The sequence below is a fragment of the Streptomyces sp. HB132 genome (genome assembly GCF_016909575.1).
Lineage (GTDB): Bacteria > Actinomycetota > Actinomycetes > Streptomycetales > Streptomycetaceae > Streptomyces.
In genome coordinates, this window is the sequence record NZ_JAFBGA010000002.1 from 232,444 (window position 1) to 255,491 (window position 23,048).

A 23,048-nucleotide genomic window follows, 5' to 3' on the forward strand; every position below is an offset into this window, starting at 1 on the left:
GGGTCACCATAAGCCAGGGCAAGTGACCGGTTCCGGGCACGGGGGAGGGCGTCGTGTCGGGTACCGCCTAGACGGTGTACTCGTCGGCGACCGAGAGGGCCGTGTCGAGGGCCGCGAGACCTTCCTTCGCCTCCGCCTCGGTGATGTTGCAGGCGGGGACGACATGGGTGCGGTTCATGTTGATGAAGGGCCAGAGGCCGTTCTTCCTGCAGGCGGCACCGAAGGCCGCCATCGGGGCGTTGGCCTCGCCGGTCGCGTTGTACGGGACGAGCGGCTCGCGCGTCTCCCGGTCACGCACCAGCTCCAGCGCCCAGAACGCGCCGAGCCCCCGCACCTCGCCGACCGACGGGTGGCGGCCGGCGAGTTCCCGCAGACCGGGGCCGAGCACGTGCTCGCCGAGGTGCGCGGCGCTCTCGACGGTCTTCTCCTCCTCCATGACCTTGATCGTGGCGACGGCCGCGGCGCAGGCCAGCGGGTGCCCGGAGTAGGTGAGCCCGCCGGGGTAGGGGCGGGTCTCGAAGGTCGCTGCGATCTCGGCGCTGATGGCGACACCGCCGAGCGGCACGTAACCGGAGTTGACGCCCTTCGCGAACGTCATCAGGTCGGGCACGACGTCGTGGTGGTCGGCGGCGAACCACTTCCCGGTACGTCCGAACCCGGCCATCACCTCGTCCAGCACGAAGACGATCCCGTACCGGTCGCAGATCTCGCGGACCCCCGCGAGGTAGCCGGGCGGCGGCGTCATGATGCCCGCCGTGCCCGGGATCGTCTCCAGGACCACGGCCGCGACGGTCGCGGGGCCCTCGAACGCCAGGGTGTCCTCGAGGTGCTGGAGTGCGCGAGCGCACTCCTCGGCCTCGGACCCCGCGTGGAACGGGGAGCGGTAGAGGAACGGCGCCCAGAAGCGGACGACGCCCGCCGAGCCGTTGTCGGACGCCCAGCGGCGCGGGTCGCCGGTCAGGTTGATCGCGGTGGCGGTGCCTCCGTGGTACGAGCGGTAGGCGGAGAGCACCTTGTGGCGTCCGGTGTGCAGCCGGGCCATGCGGACGGCGTTCTCGACGGCCTCGGCGCCGCCGTTGGTGAAGAAGATCTTGTCCAGGTCGCCGGGGGTGCGCTCGGCGATCAGCCGGGCGGCCTCGGAACGCGCCTCGACGGCGAACGCCGGGGCGAACGTGACGAGTTTCCCGGCCTGTTCCTGGATCGCGGCGACGACGACGGGGTGCTGGTAGCCGATGTTGGTGAAGACGAGACCGCTGGTGAAGTCCAGATAGCGGTTGCCGTCGTAGTCCCAGAAGTACGCCCCCTCGGCGCCGGCGACGGCGAGCGGGTCGATCAGGCCCTGGGCGGACCAGGAGTGGAACACGTGCGCACGGTCGGCGGCCTTCACGGCCGCGCCCGCTGCGGGGTCGGCATACGGGGTGCGAGGGGCATCGGGGCTCATGCGGCGAGCGTATGCGGCGGCGAGGCCGTCCTCCATGGCCACTCTGTACGCCATGGGCCGCCCGGCTCGGCAAGGTGTCGGGCTCCCGTCCGCACCACGCCGACCAGTTGACAGCATGCTGTCCTGATGACAGCCTTCTGTCATAGGGTTCCGTGCTTCGCCACCGGAGGTCATCATGACCGGCACGACCGTCCACCTCGCCGTCTACGACACCTTCGCCGACTGGGAACCGGGCTACGCCACGACCCAGCTCACCCGGCACGGCCATACCGTGCGGACCGTCGGCCCGACCGCCGAGCCGGTCACCACCATGGGCGGATCGACCATCCGGCCCGATCTCGCACTGGCCGCACTGCGCCCCGAGGACAGCGAACTGCTGATCCTCACCGGCGCCTCCCTCTGGGACACCGGCGACGCCCTCTCTCCCTTCGCCCGCGCGGCGCGGACGTTCCTGGACGCCGGTGTCCCCGTGTCGGCGATCTGCGGGGCGACCGCCGGGCTGGCCCGCGAAGGGCTCCTCGACGACCGCCGCCACACGAGCGCCGTCTCGTTCTATCTCGCGGCCACGGGATACGCGGGCGGCGCGCACTACGAGGACGCCGACGCGGTGACGGACGCCGGTACGTACGCCGACGCGGCGGCGGACAGCGGTACGCGCACCCCGCGCGGCGCTCTCGTCACGGCGGGGCCGACCGAACCGGTCGCCTTCGCACGCGAGATCCTCGGACTCCTCGGGGTGTTCGGGCCCGAGAAGCTGGATGCCTGGTACCGGCTCTTCCACGACTCGGACGCGAGCGCCTACGAGGTGCTCGAGGGATGAGTGAGACCAACCCCGCGCACGACGGGAACCCCGCCCGCTTCAGCCGTGCCGCGCTGGGAGTGTTCCGCCTCAACGGCCAGTTCCTTTCCGTCGCCGAGGAGTTGGCCGGCCCCGCCGGCCTCACCGCGGCCCGGTGGCAGGTCCTCGGCGCGGTGCTGACCGAACCGCTTCCCGTGTCGGGGATCGCCCGCGCGATGGGGATCACCCGGCAGAGCGTGCAGCGGATCGCCGACCTCCTGGTGGACGGGGGCCTGGCCGAGTACGTCGCGAATCCGGCCCACCGGCGTGCCAAGCTGCTCCGGCCCACCGCGCAGGGCCGTGCCGCGGTGAGCCGGATCGACCCCGCACACGCGGAGTTCGCGGCGCGGCTGGCCGGGGCGCTGGGCGAGGAGGAGTTCGCGCGGACCGTACGGGTGCTGGAGCGGCTCTCGGCCGCCATGGACACCCTGGCGTCCCCGGCCGGAGCGCCACCGGGAACCTCAGGGGGCTGAGATCGGCCTCCTCGGCACGCCCGCCGCTATCCTCGACCCACGGTCCCGCCAGGGCCGCAAGGGGGAGGAAGCGCACCATGGAGAAGCTGGGCTCCGGCGACCCGCAACGCATCGGCAACTACCGCCTGTTGGGGCGTCTGGGCGCCGGCGGGATGGGCCAGGTGTTCCTGGCCCGCTCGGACCGGGGCCGCACCGTCGCCATCAAGCTGGTCCGCCCCGAGCTCGCCGCTCAGCAGCATTTCCGCGACCGTTTCCGGGCGGAGGTGCAGGCCGCCCGGAAGGTCGGCGGTGCCTGGACCGCGCCGGTGCTCGACGCCGGAGTGGACGCCCCGGTGCCGTGGGTGGCCACCGGTTACGTCGCCGGCCCCTCCCTCGACCGCATCGTCTCGGGCCGTCCGGGTGCCCCGGTGGCGGACTCGGGTGCGCACGGTCCGCTCCCGGAACGCTCCGTGCGCGGTCTGGGAGCCGGGCTCGCCGGGGCGCTCCAGGACATCCACGGCGCCGGGCTGATCCACCGTGACCTGAAACCGTCCAACGTCCTGGTGACCATCGACGGACCGCGGGTCATCGACTTCGGCATCGCGCGGGCCCTGGAGACCGCCACCGACGGCGGCCTCACGCGCACCGGTGCCGTGATCGGCTCCCCCGGCTTCATGTCTCCGGAGCAGGTTCGGGGCGACCGCGTGACGACGGCGTGCGACGTGTTCTGCCTCGGCTCGGTGTTGGCGTACGCGGCGACCGGCCGGTTGCCGTTCGGCGCGGCGGACCGCGGGATGCACGCCCTGATGTTCCGGATCGCACAGGAGGACCCGGACCTCACCGGCGTACCCGCCGACCTGGTCGACCTGATCCGGGACTGCCTGGCGAAGGACCCGGCCGCGCGGCCCTCCACGGACACCCTCCTGGAGCGGCTGGGCGACACGGACACGGCGGAGCCGTGGCTGCCGGGCGCTCTGATCGCCGAGCTCGGCAGGCACGCGGTGGAGCTGCTGGATTCCGAGGACCCGGAGGAGGGCCGCCCGGCGGAGGGCCGCCCGGCGGAGGGCCCCCTGGCGGCGCCGCCCGCACCCGTGCCGCCCGCGTCCGCACGCCCCGCTCCTCCCGCGCCGTCGCGGCCCGCCGCCGCGCACGGGCACCCCACGCCAGGGGGCCCCACCCCGCCGACGGCGCGGCGGACCCGGCCACCGGCGTCGTACGGCTACCCCCAACGGCCCGCCCCCACCTACGGATACGGCTACGGGCCCACGCCCCCGCACGGCCCGCGGTCCGGCTTCGCCGCGCCGGCACCCGAGCCCCGCCGCGGAACGGTCTTCACCGTGCTGCTGGTCGCCGTCGCGCTGGTCGTCGCGGTGGGGGCCTGCTGGGCGGTCTACTCCTTCATGCGGAACGGGGAGGGCGGCACCGGGGGGTCCACGGCCCGCGACGCCTCCCCCTCCGGTGCGCACCCGGACGGCACGGGCTCCGACGGCTCCGTCCCTTCCGGATTCCTGGGCGAGTGGTCCGGGAGCATCGACGGCGACTCGGGAGCCTCCACCCGCCGGCTCGTCGTCCGGCAGGGCGAGGTGGGCGAGGCCGTGCTGTCGCTCACCGCCGAGGGTCCGCTCGACACGGGTGGCTCGTACCGCTGCGTGTTCCGGGCCGACCTGGAGAGTGAGCCCGCCTTCGGCGGATCGGTCCGCATCGGGCCCTCTCGGGTCGCCGAAGGCGAACCGATGTCGTCCTGCACTCCCGGAGAGCCAACCGTCCTCACCCTGCTGCCCGACGGAAGCCTGCAACGCGAGATCACGGCCACCGGCAAGAGCCTGACGTACACGAAGTCCGGCTGAGCGGCTCACGCCGCGAGGTCCACCGCCCGGAACGCCAGCCACAGGTCGTACCGCGCACTCGGCGTCCGGAGCAGCGACCGGCTCAACAAGGCCTCCAGCCGGGTGAGCCGCTTGCGCGCGCCGGGGACGGAGATGCCCAGTTCAGCTGCGGCCGGGCTCAGTTGCGCCTCGCAGCGCAGCCATGTCCGCAGGGTCTCCTCACCCGTGGGGCCGGCCTGATCGAGGAGCCGCAGCTGCTGGACGGCCCAGTCCTGGACGCCGGGGGCGCGCAGGACGGCCTCGAGGTCTCCGGGCCCCGCCGCGGGGTCCCCGGGGCTGGGGCCGCACGGCGCCGGAGCGGCCCTGATCCGGAGCGCGAGGTCGACGGCCGCCTGGTCCGAGACCCGGTTCAGGTCCAGGCCGAGGAGCTCCCCGACGAGCTTCAGACGGGCGGCCAGGGTATTGCGGTGGATCTTCAGGTGGCGGGTGGCGTGGGAGGAGAACGCCAGCCAGGACGCGACGGTCGCCGAGAGCTCCTGGCTGCCCGGGTCCCGCGAACGGCGCGGCCGATGGGAGAGCAGGGGCGCGAGCAGTTCGTCGGCCCACCGCACGCCGGCGGCGCCGACGACCAGCGCGGGCTCCGGGGTGGCGCCGAATCCCGCATGGCGTCCGGGGAGCCCACGGGCCACGGCCAGGGCGTGGAATGCCTGTTGGTAGGCGGTCGCGGTGTCGGGCAGCCGCACTTGCTCGCTGACACCGACGACGCAGTCGTCCACCAGAGCGGCGACGGCGGGCCCGAGCGTGTGGCCGCCCGAGTGCCCCTTTGTCCCCACGTCGTCGTCCGCCGGGGTGATCAGGATCAGATGGCGGGCGTAGACCGGGCAGCGCACGATCCAGGTCCGGCCGCCGGAGGCATCCGCGCAGATCCGGGCCACCTCGTCCCGCTGCCCGCCGGAGCACTCGACGACACATACGCGTACGGGGTCGGGGAGCTTCGGCCTCAGCGCGCCCGCCACCTGGCGGGCGATGGAGAGCTGACCGGTCATCAGCAGGTGCAGCACCGCCTCCCGGCCCCTCGACTCCGCGAGGTCCACCCGCCGCCGTCTTCGCTCGACGCTCTCCGACGCCCAGGCCAGGGACAGGGGCATCATCGCGTCGGCCATCAGGGTGCTCAGCCCGTCGGGCATCGGCCTCGGTGCCACGACTGCGAGCACCGGCCCCTGGTCGTCCGTCGTCCGGTCGAGCGGGAGCAGCAGCGCGGCGTACTCCGCGGCGTCGAGGGAGTACGAGCCGGCACCCCGGGCCGTCAGCTCCCGCGCCGCGGCGGCGGCGAGGCCCGCGGCTTCGTGCGCCGGCCACCGCGCGTTCCCGGCCACCGCCTGGAGCAGGGTGCCTTCCCGGTCCAGGATCCCGGCCCAGCCCTTCGCCCGGCGGGCCAGCCCGCGCAGCAGTTCGGGCGACCCGCCGGTACGTGCCAGCCGGTACATCAGAAGCAGGTCGTCGGCCCGTTCCCGCGCACGCACGTGTCCTCCGCTCCCTCCCGGAACCGGAGTGCAGAGTACCGGCCAGGCTGTGCGGTCCGATACCCGTCGCGCGCCCCACTGTGCGAGTTGAATCTCCCCGCGCGGCACCCCTCCCCCTAAAGTCCCCTGCGTGCTCCGGGACGTACGGGAGACGTCGGGGGGCGTCGGAACGTCCCGGATCCGGGGGCCGGAGGGCATGCGAGAGGCGCCCGGGCGGCACGGCGGCAGCGGCTCACGGGGGTGGTCGCTGTCGCCGGTCCGCTGCGACTGTCAGTGGCGCCGCCTAGCGTGGTTCCCGACCAGGTCGCACACCGCACGAGGGGCCCTGCCGTGGAATTCCGCATGGAACGTGGCGCACTGACCGATGCCGTCTCGCGGGCCGCCCGGGTGCTGCCCGCTCGCTCGCCCGTTCCCGTCCTCGGCGGGCTCCTCCTCGACGCGGACTCGGGCCGGCTCCGGGTGTCCGGGCTCGACTTCGAGGCCTCCGCGCGCGTCGAGACGGAGACGCACACCGTCCGGCCGGGGAAGGTGCTGGTCATGGGGCGGCGGCTGCTCGACATCTGCAAGGTGCTGCCCGAGGGCTCCGTGGAGTGCGTGGTGGAGGGCTCGCGCCTCACGGTCACCGGAGACGGCTCCCGCTTCGGTCTCTCGGTCCTTCCCCTCGACGACTACCCGGCGCTGCCGCCGCTGCCGGACGTGTGCGGGACGGTGGACGCCGGGGAGTTCGGGGCGGCGGTCGCCCAGGTGGCGGTGGCCGCGGGACGGGACGACACACTGCCGACACTCACCGGTATCCGTCTCGGCCTGGACGGCTCCACGATGACGCTGGCGGCCACGGACCGGTACCGCTTCGCGGTGCGCACGCTGCCGTTCGAGGCGAAGTCGCCGGACGTGGCGGCCGACGTCGTCGTGTCGGCCCGCCGGCTGACCGAGATCGCCAGGTCGCTCGGCAGGTCCGGACAGGTCGACGTCTCCGTGGACGGGGGCTCGGCCGGCTTCGAGCACGCCGGGACGCGCACGACGGTGCGGCTGCTGGACGGCAGACTGCCGCGTCACGACAAGCTGTTCGCACTGGGGGACCCCGCGGTCGCGGTGCTGGACCGGGCGCGTCTGGTGGAGGCCGTCAAGCGGGTCTCCGTGGTCGCGGACGGCGGGAGCCCGCTGCAGATGACCTTCTTCCCCGGGCCGGACGGCTCCGCACTGCTGCAGGCGGGGTTCGAGGACGACGTGGCCTCGCAGCGGATTCCCGCTGCCTTCGACGGTGCCGCGGAGATGACGGTGGCCTTCAACCCGGCTTATCTGACGGACGCCTTGTCCTCCTTCGAGGACGCGACGGTGAGGATGAGGATGATGGGGCCGGGACAGCGCGCGATGATCACCGGCGGGGAGGGCACGGGCACGCCCACCCACCAGCACCTGCTGATGTCGGTGAAGCCGTCACTGCTCTGACCACCCACGTCCAGGGCCCGCGTCTCACCCCGGGAGGGTCGCCGACACCCCGACCGCGGCCAGCAGCCAGATGGGGAATTCGGGGTCGGCCTGTCCGACGGCGAGACCCAGCCACCGCGCGCCCCCGGGCACACGCCAGACCTGCATGCTGCCCGCCAGGTTGCAGAGCTGCCCGATCGGTTCCGGGGCGGCTCCCGCGTCGTCGTCCCGCTCCAGGAAGGGCCAGAGGTCGACGGTCTCCGGCTCGCCCCACCGCTCGCTCAGCGCGGTCGCCAGAGCGCTGAACTCGACCTCGATCTCCTGCTCCGCGGGCTCGACGACCTCGGGGGAACGGTCGTCCCAGAAGTCCTGGCTCGCCCGCAGGATCAGCAGGTGGTGTCCGGGTCCGCTGCTGCGCGCACCGCTGTCCTCGCTCTCCTCCCCCGCGGGGAAGGGCAGCGTCAGGACGTCGTCGATCCGGGCGAGGCGGTCCGCGGTGGTCGTGGGCGGGTTTCCGGTGCTGTCCGTGTCCATGGTGGGTGATCCTGCCAACCCCCGTGCCGGAGCACGAATCGGGGACGATCCGGGCCCGGGGGAGGCGCCAGGTGCCGGACACGCCGGGGCCCGGCGGAGGCGCCGGGCAGCGGCCGGACGCGCGAAACGGGGGCGCGTCCGGCCGCAGCCGGGCGCGCCCCCTCTCCCCGGGGTGGGGCCGGGCTCAGCAGCTCAGGTTCGAGCCGGGCGTGGTGCCGAGGATCTGGACGAACGCCTTGTACTTGTCGATGCGGCTCTGCACCTGGGCGGGGTTGCCGCCGTTGCACTCGATGCTGCCGTTGATGGACCGGATGGTCTCGCCGAATCCGGCGCCGTTCACGATGGCGTTGTGGGGCGTCATGGTGCCGGGGCCGGACTGGGTGTTCCAGTACCAGAGGCCGGTCTTCCAGGCCACGGCCGCGTTCTGCTCGACCTGCCAGGGGTTGCCGAGCAGGTCGATGCCGAGCGCGTCACCGGCGGCCTTGTAGTTGAAGTTCCAGCTCAGCTGGATCGGGCCTCGGCCGTAGTAGGCGGCCTGTCCGGCCGGGCAGCCGTACGACTGGCTCGTGTCGCAGTAGTGCGGGTAGTTCGCGGTGTTCTGCTCGACGATGTGCACCAGACCGCCGGTCTCGTGGCTGACGTTGGCGAGGAACGCCGCCGCCTCCTGCTTCTTGACCGTGTCGCTGCCGGTGTTGGCGAAGCCGGGGTAGGCGCTCAGCGCCGCGGTGAGGCCGCCGTACGTGTAGAAGGAGTTCCGGCTCGGGAACATCTGGTTGAACTGCGACTCGCTCACGACGAAGCCCGAGGGGTTCGGCTCGTCCGTACCGCCGGACCCGCAGCTGCCCCGGTCGGCCCAGACGTCGGCCGTGCCGGGCCGCTCGTTCTGGGTCCACCACTTCGCGGACCAGTTGTGCCCGTTGTACGAGGCCGATCCTCCGCCCACGTAGACGGAGGAGGCGTTCCAGGCCGGTGCACAGGCGGCGGCCGACGCCGTGGAGGCGGGAAGGACGACGAACATCGTGATGACCGCGCCCAGCGCGGCGATCAGGCTCATGACACGTTTGGCCACGTGATCACTCCTTCGTCGCGACGCCCGCGCCGAGCGTGCGCCGCCATGGGGGGTTACGGCCACTCAAGCGTCGATGGTCTGGACCTGTCAAGGTCTAGACCAGAACTCGGCCCATCGGGCCAGCTGCCAATTCCCTTTCCGCACAAGCTTGTTGAACGCAAAGCGAACTTCGCCGGAAGGAATCCGCACGCTCCCCCACCCCACGCTCCCCGGTCGTACGGTGACGCCGTCCGGCACACTCACCCACGGGGGAGCGCGAGGAACATGGAGTGGTTCAGCCCGGAGAACGTCGTCGCCGTGCTCACCGCCGGCCTGGGCGTCCTCACCTCGGCGGGCGTGCTCTGGTACGAACGCCGGGTCCCGCGCCGCAAGCGCATCGGGTACCGCGTGCAGATGGACACCCCCATCGGCAGCGAGGTCAGCCATGGCCGGGCCAACGTGCGGCTCGGACTCTTCGACGAGACCCCGGACATGGCCGACGCCACCCTCGTCCTGCTGCGCATCGAGAACGACGGATCGCAGTCGATCGGCGACGACGACTACACAGGGCGAGGCGAACTCCAGGGTCTGACGGCGGAGTTCACCGGGCGAACGGTGCGCGGGATCGCCGTGACGCACTCGCCGGACGCCGAGCATCTGATGGACCACTTCACCCCGGCCGCCGGCATGCGGCACGGCGGCTCGGTCATCCGACTGCCACGCGTCCCCCTGAACCGCAACGAGCACTTCAAGCTGCTGGTCCTGCTCACCGGTTCGCACGTGGGCGGCCCGATCAAGATCACCGGCGGAATCAGGGACGGCGTCGTGGCAAGGAACAAGGCCGCCCGCCCCGACGAGAAGCCTCCGCTGTTCGGTCCCGCCGCCCGGATCATCACCGTGGCCCTCACCGCCTGCGTCGTCACGCTCGCCGGCATCATCGTCGTACGGGACGACTCCCCGCCCCCGATGGACTGCGCCACCGGCACCCTCACGGTCACCGGCTCCACCGCCTTCAAGCCGGTCCTGGAGGAGCTGAAGGAGAAGTACGAGGACGAGTGCGAGGGCGCCACGATCCGCCTGGACGTCCATGGCAGCAACGCCGGGGTGCGGAAGCTCGACGCACTGGGCGGCGAGGCAGGCTCCACCGGTTCCCCCGCCATGATCGCCCTGTCCGACGGCCCCGGACCGGCCGCTCTCACGCAACTGCGCGAGAAACGGGTCGCGATCTCGCTGTTCTCCCTCGTCGTCAACGACACCGTGCCGGTGAACGACCTCACCCTGGACCAGATCAGACGCATCCACCGCGGCGAGATCCGCAACTGGAACCAGATCGCCGGCGGCCCCGACCTGGAGATCCGGCTCGTCAGCCGGGACGCCAACTCCGGCACCCGCGAGGTCTTCCAGCGACGCGTGCTCGACGCCAGCGAACTCGCCACGTCCTCCCGCGACTGCGTCACCAAGGACTACGCCGACGCCCCGGTACTCCGCTGCGAACTCGACGGCACGGACCAGGTCCTGGCCGAGGTCGCCGAACTGGACGGGGCGATCGGCTACACCGAACTGCGGGGCGGCGAGGTACCCGACGGGGCGCACCGCGTGTCCATCGACGGAACCGCCCCCTCGGTGGACTCGATCGCCACCAGCAGCTACCCGTACCGGGAGATCGAGTACGCGTACACCTACGGGTCGCCTCCCGCGAACTCCCTGGTCGCCGGCTTCCTGAACTACCTGGACGACTACGGCGAGGAGATCATGCGCGCCAACGGCCACCTGCCCTGCGCGACCCCGAAGGGGATGCGGCTCTGCGGGCAGGACTGAACCCGCGGAAGGACACGGACCCGCGGTACCGGACGCCGGGCCCACGCGCCCGTGGCGGTCACGCCCGACGCCGCGTAACGGAACTGCACCACAGCGTGCTGCCCCCGCCCCGGGCACAGTCCTCTGTGCGAGGATCCGATGGTGGATCAGCTGACACATGACGACCCGTCACACATCGGTCCCTACCGACTCCTCGCCCGCCTGGGCGCAGGGGGCATGGGTGAGGTGTACCTGGCGCGTTCGGCAGGCGGGCGGACCGTCGCCGTGAAGCTCGTACGCTCCGAACTCGCCACGGAACCCGAGTTCCGCCGACGCTTCGCGCAGGAGATCGCGGCGGCCCGCCGGGTCGGCGGTCTGTGGACCGCGGCCGTGCTGGACGCGGACACCGACGCCCCGGCGCCCTGGGTCGCCACCGCGTACGTCCCCGGCCCGTCCCTGCACGCGGTGCTCGCAGGACGGACCGAGCCGCTGCCGGAGCGCTCGGTACGCATCCTGGCCCACCGGCTCGCCCAGGCACTGACCGCGGTCCACACCGCCGGGCTGATCCACCGTGACCTCAAGCCCGCCAACGTCCTGGTCACCATCGACGGGCCGCGCGTCATCGACTTCGGGATCGCCCGGGCGCTGGACGCGGTGACCGCCGACGGCAAGCTGACCCGGACCGGCGCGGTGATCGGGTCTCCCGGCTACATGTCCCCGGAGCAGGTACGCGGCGAGGCGCTCACGCCCGTCAGCGACGTCTTCTCCCTGGGATCGGTGCTGGCGTTCGCCGGTACGCGCCGGCATCCGTTCGGGGCCTCCGAGAGCGGCATGCACGCGGTGATGTACCGGATCGCCCAGGAGCAGCCCGACCTGGCCGGCCTCCCGGCCGGGCTGACCGAACTGGTGGGCGCCTGCCTGGCGAAGGACCCTGCCGACCGCCCGACTCCGGCGGAGGTCGTGGCGCGTACGGACGAGGTGTCCCAGGACACGGAGCCGTGGCTGCCGGGCGGGCTGATCGCCGAGCTCGGCCGCAAGGCCGCCGAGCTGCTGGACTCCGACGGACCGGGGCAGCGGGCCCCGGCCCGGCCCGCCGGGCCGCCCCCGGGCGCGACGCCCCCGCCGCCGACGTCGGCGCCCCGGCCGACCGGGTCCACGCCACCGCTCCCGGCGGGCCCGCCGACCCCCCGGCCGTCCGCGGCGCCCACGCCGCCGCCTCCGGCCGCACCCCCGGCGCGGGCGGCCGGAGGCGCCTCCGCGACGCCTCCCACGGCGCCGCTCACCGGCCCGGACCCGACACCTCCACCGGCGTCGGCTCCCACTCCGGCGGCCTCCGTACCGACCCCGCCCGCCGCACCCGCGCAGCTGGGCGTCTTCGGCGCGCCCCTCGCGGACCCGGGCCCACAGGCCGGTACCCGGCCCGACGGCGGGAAGCCGCGACGCACCGCGCTGATCGTCACCGCGGCGGTCGCCGCCGTCGCCCTGCTCGCCGGCGGGATCACCTACGCGGCCATGCGCGACAGTTCGGACGGTTCGGACGGCAAGGGGTCGAACGCGGGCTCGCCCGGCTCCTCGGCGCCGAGCGAGAAGCCTTCCACGGACCGGGCCACGGACGGTGCCTCCCCCTCGCAGGCGTCCGCTGACCCGTCCGCCGCCGTCGAGGGCGTGGTCGGCAAGGAGTATCTGGGGACCTGGGAGGGCGCGGGCAAGGACAGCGAGCAGCAGCCGTCCTCCTTCCGCCGTATCACCATCACCCAGGGCGGGGTGGGCGCCGATGTCGCCACGACGTTCAACTCGTTCGACGACGCGCTGTGCAACGGCGCCGCCAAGCTGGTCTCCTTCGACAACCTGATGGTGCTGGAGTCCAGGGCGCTCAGCAGCATCCCCGAGGAAGCCTGCTCCGACGGCGGCCGGCAGACGATCCGAGCGGCCGGCGACGGCACGCTCATCTGGACGGACGACGACGGTGAGACCGCGGTGCTGACCAAGAGCGTCGAGAACGCCACTCCCGTCCCCGCCGAGTTCCTCGGGAAGTGGCAGTACGTGGAGACGGGCGGCTCACCGTCCCCCGACAGCTCCACGCTGGAGCTGAGTCAGGGCGCATACGGAGAGGTCGTCGCCAAGTACACCAGCGACGGGCCCTCGTACCACTGCGAGAAGGAGAGCGTCCTCGTCTACGCGAACAGCAAGGAACTGCGCCTCGGCCCGCAGGCCGTGACGGCGGCCGAGCCGGAGGACAAGTGCGAGGGCGCCGGGACCCGCACGGTCCAGATGAAGGGCGCCGACGGTCTGTCGCTCTCCTGGACGGACTCCGACGAGGAGGAGGACGCGCCGTCCACCTACCGGCGCGCCGGCTGACGCCCGACGACCACACGCGTGAGGCCCCCGGCAGCTGCTGCCGGGGGCCTCACGCGCGACGTCCTACAGGAAGGAGTTGATCTCGATGGTCTCGGTGCGGCCGGGGCCGACACCGATCGCGGAGATCGGCGCGCCGGACATCTCCTCCAGCGCCTTCACGTACGCCTGCGCGTTCTTCGGCAGGTCACCGAAGGTCTTGGCCTTCGTGATGTCCTCGGACCAGCCCGGCAGCATCTCGTAGACCGGCTTCGCGTGGTGGAAGTCGGTCTGGCTGTAGGGCAGCTCCTCGACGCGCTTGCCGTCGATCTCGTACGCCACGCACACCGGGATCCGCTCCCAGCCGGTCAGCACGTCCAGCTTGGTGAGGAAGAAGTCGGTGAGGCCGTTGACCCGGGTCGCGTACCGCGCGATCGGGGCGTCGAACCAGCCGCAGCGGCGGTCACGGCCGGTGGTGACACCGCGCTCCCCGCCGATCCGGCGCAGCGCCTCGCCGTCCTCGTCGAGAAGTTCCGTCGGGAAGGGGCCGGCACCGACGCGGGTGGTGTAGGCCTTGAGGATGCCGATGACCCGGCTGATCTTCGTCGGGCCCACGCCGGATCCGGTGCAGGCGCCGCCCGCGGTCGGGTTCGACGAGGTGACGAAGGGATAGGTGCCGTGGTCGACGTCCAGCAGAGTGCCCTGGCCGCCCTCGAAGAGGACGACCTTGCCCTCGTCGATGGCGTCGTTCAGGATCAGCGTCGTGTCGGCGACGTACGGCTTGATCTGCTCCGCGTACTGGAGCATCTCCTCCACGATCTTGCCGGCCTCGATCGCGCGCCGGTTGAAGACCTTGGCGAGGAGCTGGTTCTTCTGCTCCAGCGCCGCCTCGACCTTCTGCTCCAGGATCGACTCGTCGTAGAGGTCCTGGACGCGGATGCCCACCCGGTTGATCTTGTCGGCGTAGGTCGGGCCGATGCCCCGGCCGGTCGTGCCGATCTTCCGCTTACCGAGGAAGCGTTCCGTCACCTTGTCGACGGTGACGTTGTACGGAGTGATCAAATGAGCGTTGCCGCTGATCAGGAGCTTGGACGTATCGACGCCTCGCTCGTTCAGACCGCTCAGCTCGGAGAGCAGGACCGCCGGGTCCACGACGACACCGTTACCGATGACCGGGGTACACCCCGGCGACAGGATTCCGGAGGGGAGGAGATGCAGTGCGTACTTCTGGTCGCCTACGACAACCGTGTGGCCGGCATTGTTGCCGCCCTGGTAACGCACCACATAGTCAACGGATCCACCGAGGAGGTCGGTGGCCTTCCCCTTGCCCTCGTCACCCCACTGAGCACCGAGCAGCACAAGTGCGGGCACAGGCGTACACCCCTTCCGGGCGGGGCATGTCCAAGGTCAGGGGGCGTACGTAAAGGTCGTACCTGCCGTACGACGATGTACGGCAAAGCCTGAGCCGTCGAACCGGGTGCCCCGGAATAGACGAAGCCCCTGGCGCAATAGCGCAAGGGGCTCTTGCACCAAGATGCTACCCGAGGAAGGACCGAGGTGTCGGCTGCAGAGCCCCCCGGCGACGGCGACCACCAGCTACTCGTGCTCATCGACCCCCTTGCCCGCCGCTACGACGGCGAGTCCGTGCGCATCGCGAAGGACGTGCTGAGCGCCGGAGCGCACGCCAAGATCTGCTTCGCGGACGGCCCCGACGAGTTCGCCAGGGCCCTGTCCAGGCGGGGCTCCAGACGTCCGGTGGTCGTCGGCGACGACCACGCGCTGCTGCGCGCGGTGTCCCAGCTCCACCGTGAGCGGGAGCTGGCCGACAGCGTCCTGTCCCTGATCCCGGTCGGCGCGGCGCACACGCTGGAGCTGAGCTACGCCCTCGGCGTGCCCCGGGGAGCGGTCGCGGCGGCGCGCACCGCGCTCGACGGGGCCCGCAGGCGGCTGGACCTCCTCGTCGACGACAGCGACGGAGTGGTCCTCGGCGAGCTCCGCATCCCGGCCGCCGCGCCCTCCACCGGCCCGCCACACACGGTCTGGGACACCTGCCGCACCCTCGTCGCCTCGCTGGTGAGGCCCGCCCCTGCCTCGCCCTCCGGCCCCGCACGGGCCCACCGGCTGCGGGTGGAGGCGGACGGGGTCCTGCTGAACGACCTCGACCAGCCGGTCGAAGGGCTCTCGGTGGCCGCCCAGGGAGGCGGAGGCCTCGCGGACGTGGTGGTCCGCACGGCCTCCGGTGAGACGCGCGCGGCCGAGGCCAAGGCGGTCACGGTCTCCGGGCCCGACTTCCGCTACCGCGCGGACATACAGGTGGCGGGTCCCGTCAGGACCCGCACCTGGACCGTGCACGCGGACGCCTGGGGGCTGGTGCTCCCGACGGCGGGTGGCTGAGCCCGGCACGCACGGCCTCAGCCGGACGTCGTGCGGCTCTCCCGCCACCGGTCCAGGACGCCGACCAGTTCTGCCTGCATGAACTCGAAGAACTCGGCCGTCTCCCTGAGCCGGGCGCCGGCCGGGGTGCCCTCACCCAGGGAGCGTGCGCCGTCCCGCGGGGTGCGCTCCCACCGGGTCAGCACCGTCGCGGTCGGCGAAGGTGGCGTACCAGATCTCGTCGTGCAGGCGGTAGCGGTCCCGGCGTGAACCCGGGTCCCGTTCGCGGCCGACCATGCGGACCTGGCTGAGGTAGTTGATCGCCCCCGACACTGCGGCCGGGCCGATCCTGAGCTGTCTGCCGAGCTCCGCCGAGGTCATGGAGGCGTCGTCGGCGGCGAGGAGCGGAGCGAAGACGCGGGCGGCCATCCGCTGCATCCCGGCCTCGGTCATCTCGGTCATCTCGGCCGCGAAGCGCTCGACGAAGCGCGACACCGCGTCCTCGTCGCGGCCGGCCCCCTCCGCCCCGGGCTCGCCCTTCCCGCCGGTCATGTCTTCCGCCGCCCCCTCCGATCCGGTCACGGCCCGACTTCATACGCTTCCCTGACTTCATAGATTTGTGAAACCTTGTTGCCGGGCCCTTCGCCTCGGTACCGGACCGCATCGGGCCGGCGGGCCTCCGGCGCCGGGGCCTGGAGACGAAGTCGGGAACCGGCCGCGGGCGCGCGCTCGTCCTGAGGATCATGGAGCAGCGTGACGCGGCAGGGTACGGAGGATGTGCGACGGCGGCACTCGGGGCCGCCACGGCCCTGTACGTCTGGGGTTCCTCGGGGCGTACCCGGCGGCACATGGCCGGCGGCTTCGAGGGGCAGGGCAGGGACCTCTCCGTCCTGTGGACGGAGCTGCCCCTCGTCCTGCTCGCCGGGCTCCTGGTCCCCCCGGCCGTCTGGCTGCTGACCATGCGTCTGCTGCACGGGCACGGCCCCCTGCGTCACCGGGCCCTCGTCGCGGCGGTGTGCACGGCGGGCGTACTCGTACTGTCCGCATGGGGCCTGCACACCTGGGCGAACCCGCACGACCCGGACCACGTACGGCTGTCCGACGCCCCCGTGTCAGATCTCGACGCGTAGCTCGCGCAGCCCCCGGATCACGTACCCCGGATTCCACTCCGGCTCCGCCGTCAGCCGCATCCTCGGCGCCTTGCGCAGCAACTCCCGGAAGGATGCGGCCAGTTCGATACGCGCCAGGGGTGCGCCCAGGCAGTAGTGGATGCCCGCGCCGAACGAGATGTGCGGGTTGTCGCGGCGCGCGAGGTCCAGGGTCTCCGCGTCGGCGAAGCGCTCCGGGTCACGGTTGGCCGACGCGAAGAGCAGCGCGACCTGCGAACCGCGCGGAATGACCGTGCCGTCGATCTCGATGTCGTCCAGGACCCAGCGCGCGAACATGGGCACCGGGGTGTCGTAGCGCAGCAGTTCCTCCACGGCGGTCGGCAGCAGGCCGTGGTCGTCGCGCAGGGACGCCAGTTGCTCCGGGTGCCGGAAGAGCATCCACCAACTGTTGACCGTGGCGTTGACGGTGGCCTCGTGGCCGGCGTTGAGCAGCAGGACGCAGGTGGAGATGATCTCCTGCTCGGTCAGCCGGTCCTCCTCGTCGTGGGCGGCGATGAGCCCGGAGATCAGATCCGCCCCCGGGTCCGCGCGCCGGGCGGCGATCAGTTGGCGCAGATAGGCGGAGAACTCGACCGACGCCTGGACCGCGGCCCGCGCCATCTCCTCCGGCGGGTTCAGCTCGAACATCCCGCAGATCGCCGCCGACCACGGCCGCAGCAGCCCCCGGTCGGCCTCCGGGACACCCAGCATCTCGGCGATGACGGCCACCGGCAGCGGCTCCGCGACCGCGCTCAGCAGATCACCGCCACCCGCCGCGACGAAGTCGTCGACGAGCCCGGCGGCCAGCCGCTCCACGGTCGGGACGAGCGCCTCGACCCTGCGGGGGGTGAACGCCTTGGCGACCAGCCGCCGGATCCGGGTGTGGTCCGGGGCCTCCAGGTCGAGGATCCCGTGCCCGTTGAGCGTGTGGAACGGCTCGTGGGCGGCGGGCGGGGCGGTGACGCCGAACTCGTCGTGGCTGAAGCGGTGCAGATAGGTCCGCCCCAGCCGCCGGTCGCGCAGCAGCCCGGACACGTCGGAGTAGTGCGGGATCAGCCACTGCCGCGTCGGCTCGAAGTAGTGCGCCCTGCCGGTGGCGCGGAGCGCGGCGTAGGCGGGGTACGGGTCGGCGACGAACGCCGGGGACCAGGGGTCGAAGGACACGTGCATGGGCAGACGCTACCCGGGCGTGACCAGCCGCGCCTCGTAGGCGAACACGGCCGCCTGGGTGCGGTCCCGCAGCCCCAGCTTCACCAGGATGCGGCTGACGTGCGTCTTGATCGTCGACTCGGCGACCACCAGGTGCGAGGCGATCTCGAGGTTCGACAGTCCCTGGGCGATCAGTACGAGCACCTCCGTCTCCCGCTCGGTGAGGTCGCCGATCCTGGCCATCGCGGGCGGCCTCGGAGCTTCGGCGATCTTCGAGAACTCGGTGATCAGCCGCCGGGTCACCGTCGGGGCGAGCAGCGCCTCGCCCGAAGCCACCACGCGCACACCGTCGGCGAGCTGCCGGGCCGACGCGTCCTTCAGCAGGAAGCCCGAGGCGCCGGCGCGCAGCGCCTGGTACACGTACTCGTCGAGATCGAACGTGGTCAGGACGAGCACCTTGGCGTCCGCGTCGGCCGCGACGATCTCACGGGTCGCCTCGATGCCGTTGAGCTCCGGCATGCGGATGTCCATCAGCACCACGTCGGGCCGCAGGGCCGCGACCTGGGTGACGGCCTGCCTGCCGTCGACGGCCTCACCGACGACCTCGATGCCGGGCATCGCGTTGAGCAGCACCGAGAAACCCTCACGGACCATCGCCTGGTCGTCGACGATCAGGACCCGGATGGACGGGATGGACGCCTCGCTCACGCTCCCTCACCGGCCTCGGCCCGCTCCTGCTCCGCGGGTACGGGGAGGAACACGGCGACCTCGTAGCCGCCGTCCCCGGTGGCCCCGGCCGTCATCTCGCCGTTCAGCATCGCGACCCGCTCCCGCATCCCCGTGATTCCGTGTCCGGCGCCCGGCGACGGCTTGACCAGCCCTCGCGCGGGGCCGTTGACGATCCGCACCCCGAGCCCGCCCAGCACATAGCCGATCTCCACCTTGGCAGTGGCGCCCGGTGCGTGGCGGAGGGTGTTGCTCAGCGCCTCCTGGACGATCCGGTACGCCGACAACTCGACGCCCTGCGGCAGCACCCGCACCGCACCGGTGACCGTCTTCTCCGTCTCCAGTCCCGTCTCCCGGACGTTGTCCAGCAGTCGGTCGATCTCGGCGAGGGTGGGCTGCGGGGCGTCCGGCGCCTCGTAGTCCTCCGCGCGTACGACGCCGAGCACCCTGCGCAACTCGGTGAGCGCGGCCACGGCGTTCTCCCGGATGGTGACGAAGGCCTGTTCGAGCTCGGGCGGCGGGTTCTCCACCCGGTACGGGGCCGCTTCCGCCTGGATCGCGACGACCGACATGTGGTGCGCGACGACGTCGTGCAGCTCACGCGCAATGGTGGTGCGCTCCTCCAGCAGCGTCCGCCGGTCGCGCTCGACGGCGGTGACGGTGCGCTGCACGGTGACCTCGTGCTGTGCCTCACGGCGTACCTGCACCATGGCGACGAGCAGCAGGGCGAAGGCGGAGGTGACGGCCATCGGCGCGGTGTTGGAGAAGCCGGGGCCCATGTTCCCCAGGAAGCTCCCGACGAGCAGGGTGATCAGCCACATCCAGGCGGCGGTACGCGGCCGTGTCCTCGCCGCGACCACGACCAGCACCCCCAGGTGGCAGGCGAACGCGCTCGGCTGCCAGGGCCAGTCGCCGTCGCCCACGATCGCCACCACCGGGGTCGACACGATCGACACCCAGAACGCGAGGACGGGGCGGACCAGCGTCATCAGCAGTGTTCCGGCCGGGAGGAACGCGGTGATGAGGGTCGCGATGCCGAACGGGGAGTAGGTGTTCGCCGCGAAGACGCCCTCCAGCAGCGAGATCAGCGCGACCATGCCCACCACCGCGTGCGGGAACCAGACGGCGCCCTTGTGGAGGGGCTTCGGGAGGCGTCGGATGACGGGCCCGTCCGTGCCCAGCGGGCCCAGCGGGCGGTAGTCGAACACGTTCTGGAACAGGTCCTGCCGCAGGTTGGCTATCGCCGCTGCGGCCACCCGGCGCTCCGGGCTGTGGGTCTTGGTCTCGGTCACGCTTCCACGGTAGGGGCCGCACCCGCCCCGGTCGTCAGCAGTGATGCGGATCCTTCGCCGTCCGTCGCAAGTACTACCAGGCCAGCTGGGCGATCTCCTCGGCCACCACCGCGCAGGCGTCCGCCGCAGGATCGATCAGCGGGAAATGGCCGACCCCGTCCAGCAGCGTAAGTCCCACCATCTCGCCGGCCTTCGCCGCGGCGTCCACGAACGCCTCGGTGACGGCCTGCGGAACCGTGGTGTCCTCCACGCCCTGGACGACGGCCGTCGCGATGCCGGTCGGCAGCAACAGAGCCGGGTCGACGTGTGCGCTCCGCGCCTCGAAGTCGTCGGCGCCGCCCAGGAGCTGGTGCAGCGCGCCCGAGCAGACGTCCAGCTCCACCGCGCTCGCGAAGTCCCCGATCGGCGCCAGGGCGACCACCCCGCGCAGCGGCGGCGCGGCGGGCAGCCGCCACGGCGAACCCTCCGGCAGCACGTGCCGGGCTGCCGCCCACAGGGCGAGCTGCCCGCCCGCCGAGTGACCGGTGACCACGGTCTTGCGCAGGTCCGCCCCCGGAAGCTTCCCGGCCGCCAGCGCCGGCAGGGCGTCCATCGCCGCCGCCACGTCGTCGAAGGTCTCGGGCCAGCGCCCCGCGAGCGGGCCGGCCGAACCCTGCCGCGGGATCCCAACACCGCGCCGGTACTCGACGCTGGCAACGGCGAACCCGCGCCGCGCGAGGAAGTCCGCGAAGGGAGAGACGTGCTGCCGGTCGTACGGCGCCCGCCAGGCCCCGCCGTGCAGGAGCACGACGAGCGGAGTCCCGGTCCGGCCGTCCCGCGGCGCGAAGAAGTCGATCACCTGGTCGGGATGGCTCCCGTAGGCCGCGGACCCGTCGGGCGCGACCACCGGATGTGCGAACGCCGACTCGGTCTCGGCTGCGTCGCGATCACGCGCGGCAGAATCCGACATGCTGCTCCAACCGTCCTGGCCGTGCCCAACTGGACTGACCTGCGGGGACGGTACCAGTACGAAGGACCGCCGCCGTACGGGCCCGGAGCGCGGGCCCGTACGGCGGCGGACGCTCAGGCCGCCAGCACCTCGGCGAGGATCCGCGCCGCCCGCTCGGCGTCGGCGAAACGGACGTAGAGCGGGGTGAAGCCGAAGCGCAGGACGTCCGGGCGGCGCAGATCACCGACCACACCGCGTTCGACGAGCGCGCGCATCACCGCTTCCGTCTCGTCCGCGTTCTCGCACCGCAGCGAGACCTGGCTGCCGCGCTCCGCGTGGGCCGCGGGGGTGACCGGCGTGACCCGGCCCCCGGGCACGTACGCGGCGACGCACTCCAGGAAGAAGTCCGTCAGCGCCAGGGACTTGGCGCGCACGGCCTCCACCGCTACGCCCTCCCACACGTCCAGCGCCGCTTCCAGCGCCAGCATGGACAGGATGTCCGGGGTGCCGACCCGGCCCCGTACGGAGCCGTCCGCGGGCACGTATCCGGGGGTCATCCCGAACGGGTCCGCGTGCGACGTCCATCCGGGCAGCGGGGAGTCGAAGGCGGCCTGGTGGCGCTCGGCGACATACAGGTAGGCCGGCGAACCCGGGCCGCCGTTGAGGTACTTGTACGTGCAGCCGACGGCCAGGTCTACGCCGTGCGCGTCGAGACCGACCGGCAGGGCGCCCGCAGTGTGGCACAGGTCCCAGACGGCGAGCGCGCCCGCGTCGTGTACGGCCGCGGTGAGGCCGGAGAGGTCGTGGAGCCTGCCCGTGCGGTAGTCGACGTGATTGAGCAGGACGGCCGCCGTGCGGGGCCCGAGCGCGGCCGGTACGTCGGACGGGGCGACCGGGACGACACGGTGGCCCGTCATCCGGGCCGCCGAACCGGCGATGTACCCGTCCGTGGGGAACGTCGTCGCGTCGACGAGGATCTCGTCGCGCCCCTCGCCGGCGAGGCGGGTCGCCGCGACGACCGCCTTGAAGACGTTCACGCTGGTGGAGTCGCCCACAACGATCTGTCCGGCGCCCGCCCCGACCAGTGGGGCGATCCGGTCGCCGATCCGCTCGGGCGCGCTCCACCAGCCGCTCTCGTCCCAGGAGCGGATGCGCAGCGCGCCCCACTCACGGGTGATGACGTCCTGCATCCGCGCGGGGACGTGGCGGGGCAGAGCGCCCAGCGAGTTGCCGTCGAGGTAGACGGTGTCGTCGAGGGTGAACAGTTCGCGCAGCCCGGCCAGTCCGTCGGCCGCGTCGAGCGCCTCGGCGCGCTCCTGGAAGTCAGACATGGCTGCGCGCCGTCCACAGCTCGGGGAACACGCTCTTGGTGGCCCGCTTCTCCAGCCAGGCGACACCGGCCGATCCGCCGGTGCCCGTCTTCGAACCCATCGCCCGCCGGGTGGCGGTCAGATGGTCGTTGCGCCAGCGCCACACCAGCTCGCCGACATCGGTCAGGACCTCGCCGAGCCGTACGAGCTCGGCGTTCTGGTCCGTGTCGGCGTAGATCTCCGCCCAGACGGCCTCGACCGCGGGGGACGGCTCGTACTTCCGCGACAGGTCCCTCTCGAGCACCGACCGGGGCACCGCGTACCCACGGCGGGCCAGCAGGGCGAGCGTCTCGTCGTACAGCCCGGGCTCGTGGAGTGCCTTCTCCAGCTCGGCGTGGACGCGGGGAGCGCCGCGGTGCGGCACGAGCATGGAGGCGGACTTGTCGCCCAGCAGGAACTCCATCCGGCGGTACATCGCCGACTGGAAACCGGATCCTTCGCCGAGGGAGCCCCGGTAGGAGTTGAACTGGGCGGGGGTGAGGCCGGCCAACGGCTTCCAGGAGGCGTTCAGCGCCTCCAGCTCCCGCAGCGAGCGCTTCAGTGCGTCGCGGGCGACCGGTATGCGGTCCTCGCGCAGGGCGTGCGCCGCCGTCTCCCACTCGTGGACGATGACCGTGAACCACAACTCCATGACCTGGGTGGTGACCAGGAAGACCATCTCGCCGGGATCGTCCGAGCGAAGGTGCTGGAGGTGGGTCAGGACATCCGCCTGGACGTAGTCCTCGTACGGAGTCGTTCCCGCGAAGTCCAGGTGCGGGGTGTCCGCACCGGTGGCTTCGGGGTCGGGGTTGATGGTCGACATTTCTGTCTCCTCGACACGAGCTTCCGGGTAGCGGTCCGC

Annotated in this window: 19 protein-coding genes and 1 pseudogene; 8 read left to right on the forward strand and 12 right to left on the reverse strand. The window is 72.4% G+C overall.

Annotated elements, in window-relative coordinates; genetic code table 11:
- Positions 1-67: 67 nt before the first annotated feature.
- On the reverse strand, positions 68-1,441 hold the full coding sequence (locus JOC24_RS05315; protein WP_205018940.1) for an aspartate aminotransferase family protein: 1,374 nt from the start codon (positions 1,439-1,441) through the stop codon (positions 68-70).
- Between the two features lie 175 nt (positions 1,442-1,616).
- Between JOC24_RS05315 and JOC24_RS05320 the strand changes: the two genes are divergently transcribed.
- The 3 genes from JOC24_RS05320 (at position 1,617) to JOC24_RS05330 (ending at position 4,578) form a co-directional block, all read left to right on the forward strand.
- Positions 1,617-2,261: a DJ-1/PfpI family protein gene (locus tag JOC24_RS05320; protein ID WP_205018941.1), complete on the forward strand. Its 645-nt coding sequence runs from the start codon at positions 1,617-1,619 to the stop codon at positions 2,259-2,261.
- Complete coding sequence (locus JOC24_RS05325; RefSeq protein WP_205018942.1) at positions 2,258-2,752, forward strand: MarR family winged helix-turn-helix transcriptional regulator; 495 nt, start codon at positions 2,258-2,260, stop codon at positions 2,750-2,752. The genes JOC24_RS05320 and JOC24_RS05325 overlap by 4 nt, the downstream gene beginning before the upstream one ends.
- 77 nt (positions 2,753-2,829) lie before the next feature.
- A complete protein-coding gene (locus tag JOC24_RS05330; protein ID WP_205018943.1) occupies positions 2,830-4,578 on the forward strand; it encodes a serine/threonine-protein kinase in 1,749 nt (582 codons plus the stop codon).
- Positions 4,579-4,583: 5 nt separating this feature from the next.
- Here the strand turns inward: JOC24_RS05330 and JOC24_RS05335 are convergent, their stop codons facing one another.
- Positions 4,584-6,044 carry a helix-turn-helix domain-containing protein gene (locus JOC24_RS05335; protein WP_205019323.1) on the reverse strand — a complete coding sequence of 487 codons (1,461 nt, stop codon included), beginning with the start codon at positions 6,042-6,044 and terminating at the stop codon, positions 4,584-4,586.
- Between the two features lie 366 nt (positions 6,045-6,410).
- On the opposite strand from JOC24_RS05335, the gene dnaN reads away from it, so the two are divergent.
- Positions 6,411-7,529 carry a DNA polymerase III subunit beta gene (dnaN, locus tag JOC24_RS05340; protein WP_205018944.1) on the forward strand — a complete coding sequence of 373 codons (1,119 nt, stop codon included), beginning with the start codon at positions 6,411-6,413 and terminating at the stop codon, positions 7,527-7,529.
- Positions 7,530-7,553: 24 nt separating this feature from the next.
- Here the strand turns inward: dnaN and JOC24_RS05345 are convergent, their stop codons facing one another.
- Both JOC24_RS05345 and JOC24_RS05350 read right to left on the reverse strand, forming a co-directional pair.
- Entirely contained in the window at positions 7,554-8,042 is a 489-nt protein-coding gene (locus JOC24_RS05345) for a hypothetical protein (RefSeq protein WP_205018945.1), read from the reverse strand.
- A 184-nt stretch (positions 8,043-8,226) separates the two neighbouring features.
- Positions 8,227-9,111, reverse strand: a complete 885-nt coding sequence (locus JOC24_RS05350; protein WP_205018946.1) for a glycoside hydrolase family 19 protein — start codon at positions 9,109-9,111, stop codon at positions 8,227-8,229.
- Positions 9,112-9,375: 264 nt separating this feature from the next.
- Between JOC24_RS05350 and JOC24_RS05355 the strand changes: the two genes are divergently transcribed.
- Together JOC24_RS05355 and JOC24_RS05360 are read left to right on the forward strand one after the other, a co-directional pair.
- A complete protein-coding gene (locus JOC24_RS05355; protein ID WP_205018947.1) occupies positions 9,376-10,908 on the forward strand; it encodes a substrate-binding domain-containing protein in 1,533 nt (510 codons plus the stop codon).
- 141 nt (positions 10,909-11,049) lie between these two features.
- Positions 11,050-13,245 carry a serine/threonine-protein kinase gene (locus JOC24_RS05360; RefSeq protein ID WP_205018948.1) on the forward strand — a complete coding sequence of 732 codons (2,196 nt, stop codon included), beginning with the start codon at positions 11,050-11,052 and terminating at the stop codon, positions 13,243-13,245.
- Positions 13,246-13,308: 63 nt separating this feature from the next.
- Here the strand turns inward: JOC24_RS05360 and JOC24_RS05365 are convergent, their stop codons facing one another.
- Positions 13,309-14,592: an adenylosuccinate synthase gene (locus JOC24_RS05365; protein WP_205018949.1), complete on the reverse strand. Its 1,284-nt coding sequence runs from the start codon at positions 14,590-14,592 to the stop codon at positions 13,309-13,311.
- 186 nt (positions 14,593-14,778) lie between these two features.
- Between JOC24_RS05365 and JOC24_RS05370 the strand changes: the two genes are divergently transcribed.
- On the forward strand, positions 14,779-15,615 hold the full coding sequence (locus JOC24_RS05370) for a diacylglycerol kinase family protein (RefSeq protein WP_205018950.1): 837 nt from the start codon (positions 14,779-14,781) through the stop codon (positions 15,613-15,615).
- A 17-nt stretch (positions 15,616-15,632) separates the two neighbouring features.
- Here JOC24_RS05370 and JOC24_RS05375 read toward each other — a convergent pair.
- Positions 15,633-16,146: pseudogene (locus tag JOC24_RS05375) on the reverse strand (GbsR/MarR family transcriptional regulator).
- A 191-nt stretch (positions 16,147-16,337) separates the two neighbouring features.
- Between JOC24_RS05375 and JOC24_RS05380 the strand changes: the two are divergent.
- Entirely contained in the window at positions 16,338-16,724 is a 387-nt protein-coding gene (locus JOC24_RS05380) for a hypothetical protein (protein WP_205018951.1), read from the forward strand.
- On the opposite strand, the gene JOC24_RS05385 is transcribed toward JOC24_RS05380, so the two are convergent.
- The 6 genes from JOC24_RS05385 to JOC24_RS05410 form a co-directional block, all read right to left on the reverse strand.
- Positions 16,707-17,912 (reverse strand): cytochrome P450, encoded by a 1,206-nt coding sequence (locus JOC24_RS05385; RefSeq protein ID WP_205018952.1) that lies wholly within the window; start codon positions 17,910-17,912, stop codon positions 16,707-16,709. The genes JOC24_RS05380 and JOC24_RS05385 overlap by 18 nt on opposite strands.
- Positions 17,913-17,921: 9 nt before the next feature.
- Complete coding sequence (locus tag JOC24_RS05390; protein WP_205019324.1) at positions 17,922-18,584, reverse strand: response regulator; 663 nt, start codon at positions 18,582-18,584, stop codon at positions 17,922-17,924.
- A gap of 11 nt (positions 18,585-18,595) precedes the next feature.
- A complete protein-coding gene (locus JOC24_RS05395) occupies positions 18,596-19,909 on the reverse strand; it encodes a sensor histidine kinase (protein ID WP_205018953.1) in 1,314 nt (437 codons plus the stop codon).
- A 73-nt stretch (positions 19,910-19,982) separates the two neighbouring features.
- Positions 19,983-20,858 (reverse strand): alpha/beta hydrolase, encoded by an 876-nt coding sequence (locus tag JOC24_RS05400; RefSeq protein WP_205018954.1) that lies wholly within the window; start codon positions 20,856-20,858, stop codon positions 19,983-19,985.
- Positions 20,859-20,971: 113 nt separating this feature from the next.
- Positions 20,972-22,168, reverse strand: a complete 1,197-nt coding sequence (gene kynU, locus JOC24_RS05405) for a kynureninase (protein WP_205018955.1) — start codon at positions 22,166-22,168, stop codon at positions 20,972-20,974.
- A complete protein-coding gene (locus tag JOC24_RS05410) occupies positions 22,161-23,009 on the reverse strand; it encodes a tryptophan 2,3-dioxygenase family protein (RefSeq protein ID WP_205018956.1) in 849 nt (282 codons plus the stop codon). The genes kynU and JOC24_RS05410 overlap by 8 nt, the downstream gene beginning before the upstream one ends.
- Between the last annotated feature and the right edge of the window lie 39 nt (positions 23,010-23,048).

What these genes read in the sequence shown, in the direction of transcription:
- JOC24_RS05315 (WP_205018940.1), bottom strand. Translation starts at nt 1,441, where the DNA reads ATGAGCCCCGATGCCCCTCGCACCCCGTATGCCGACCCCGCAGCGGGC.
- JOC24_RS05320 (WP_205018941.1), top strand. Translation starts at nt 1,617, where the DNA reads ATGACCGGCACGACCGTCCACCTCGCCGTCTACGACACCTTCGCCGAC.
- JOC24_RS05325 (WP_205018942.1), top strand. Translation starts at nt 2,258, where the DNA reads ATGAGTGAGACCAACCCCGCGCACGACGGGAACCCCGCCCGCTTCAGC.
- JOC24_RS05330 (WP_205018943.1), top strand. Translation starts at nt 2,830, where the DNA reads ATGGAGAAGCTGGGCTCCGGCGACCCGCAACGCATCGGCAACTACCGC.
- JOC24_RS05335 (WP_205019323.1), bottom strand. Translation starts at nt 6,044, where the DNA reads ATGTACCGGCTGGCACGTACCGGCGGGTCGCCCGAACTGCTGCGCGGG.
- JOC24_RS05345 (WP_205018945.1), bottom strand. Translation starts at nt 8,042, where the DNA reads ATGGACACGGACAGCACCGGAAACCCGCCCACGACCACCGCGGACCGC.
- JOC24_RS05355 (WP_205018947.1), top strand. Translation starts at nt 9,376, where the DNA reads ATGGAGTGGTTCAGCCCGGAGAACGTCGTCGCCGTGCTCACCGCCGGC.
- JOC24_RS05380 (WP_205018951.1), top strand. Translation starts at nt 16,338, where the DNA reads ATGGAGCAGCGTGACGCGGCAGGGTACGGAGGATGTGCGACGGCGGCA.
- JOC24_RS05385 (WP_205018952.1), bottom strand. Translation starts at nt 17,912, where the DNA reads ATGCACGTGTCCTTCGACCCCTGGTCCCCGGCGTTCGTCGCCGACCCG.
- JOC24_RS05400 (WP_205018954.1), bottom strand. Translation starts at nt 20,858, where the DNA reads ATGTCGGATTCTGCCGCGCGTGATCGCGACGCAGCCGAGACCGAGTCG.
- kynU (WP_205018955.1), bottom strand. Translation starts at nt 22,168, where the DNA reads ATGTCTGACTTCCAGGAGCGCGCCGAGGCGCTCGACGCGGCCGACGGA.
- JOC24_RS05410 (WP_205018956.1), bottom strand. Translation starts at nt 23,009, where the DNA reads ATGTCGACCATCAACCCCGACCCCGAAGCCACCGGTGCGGACACCCCG.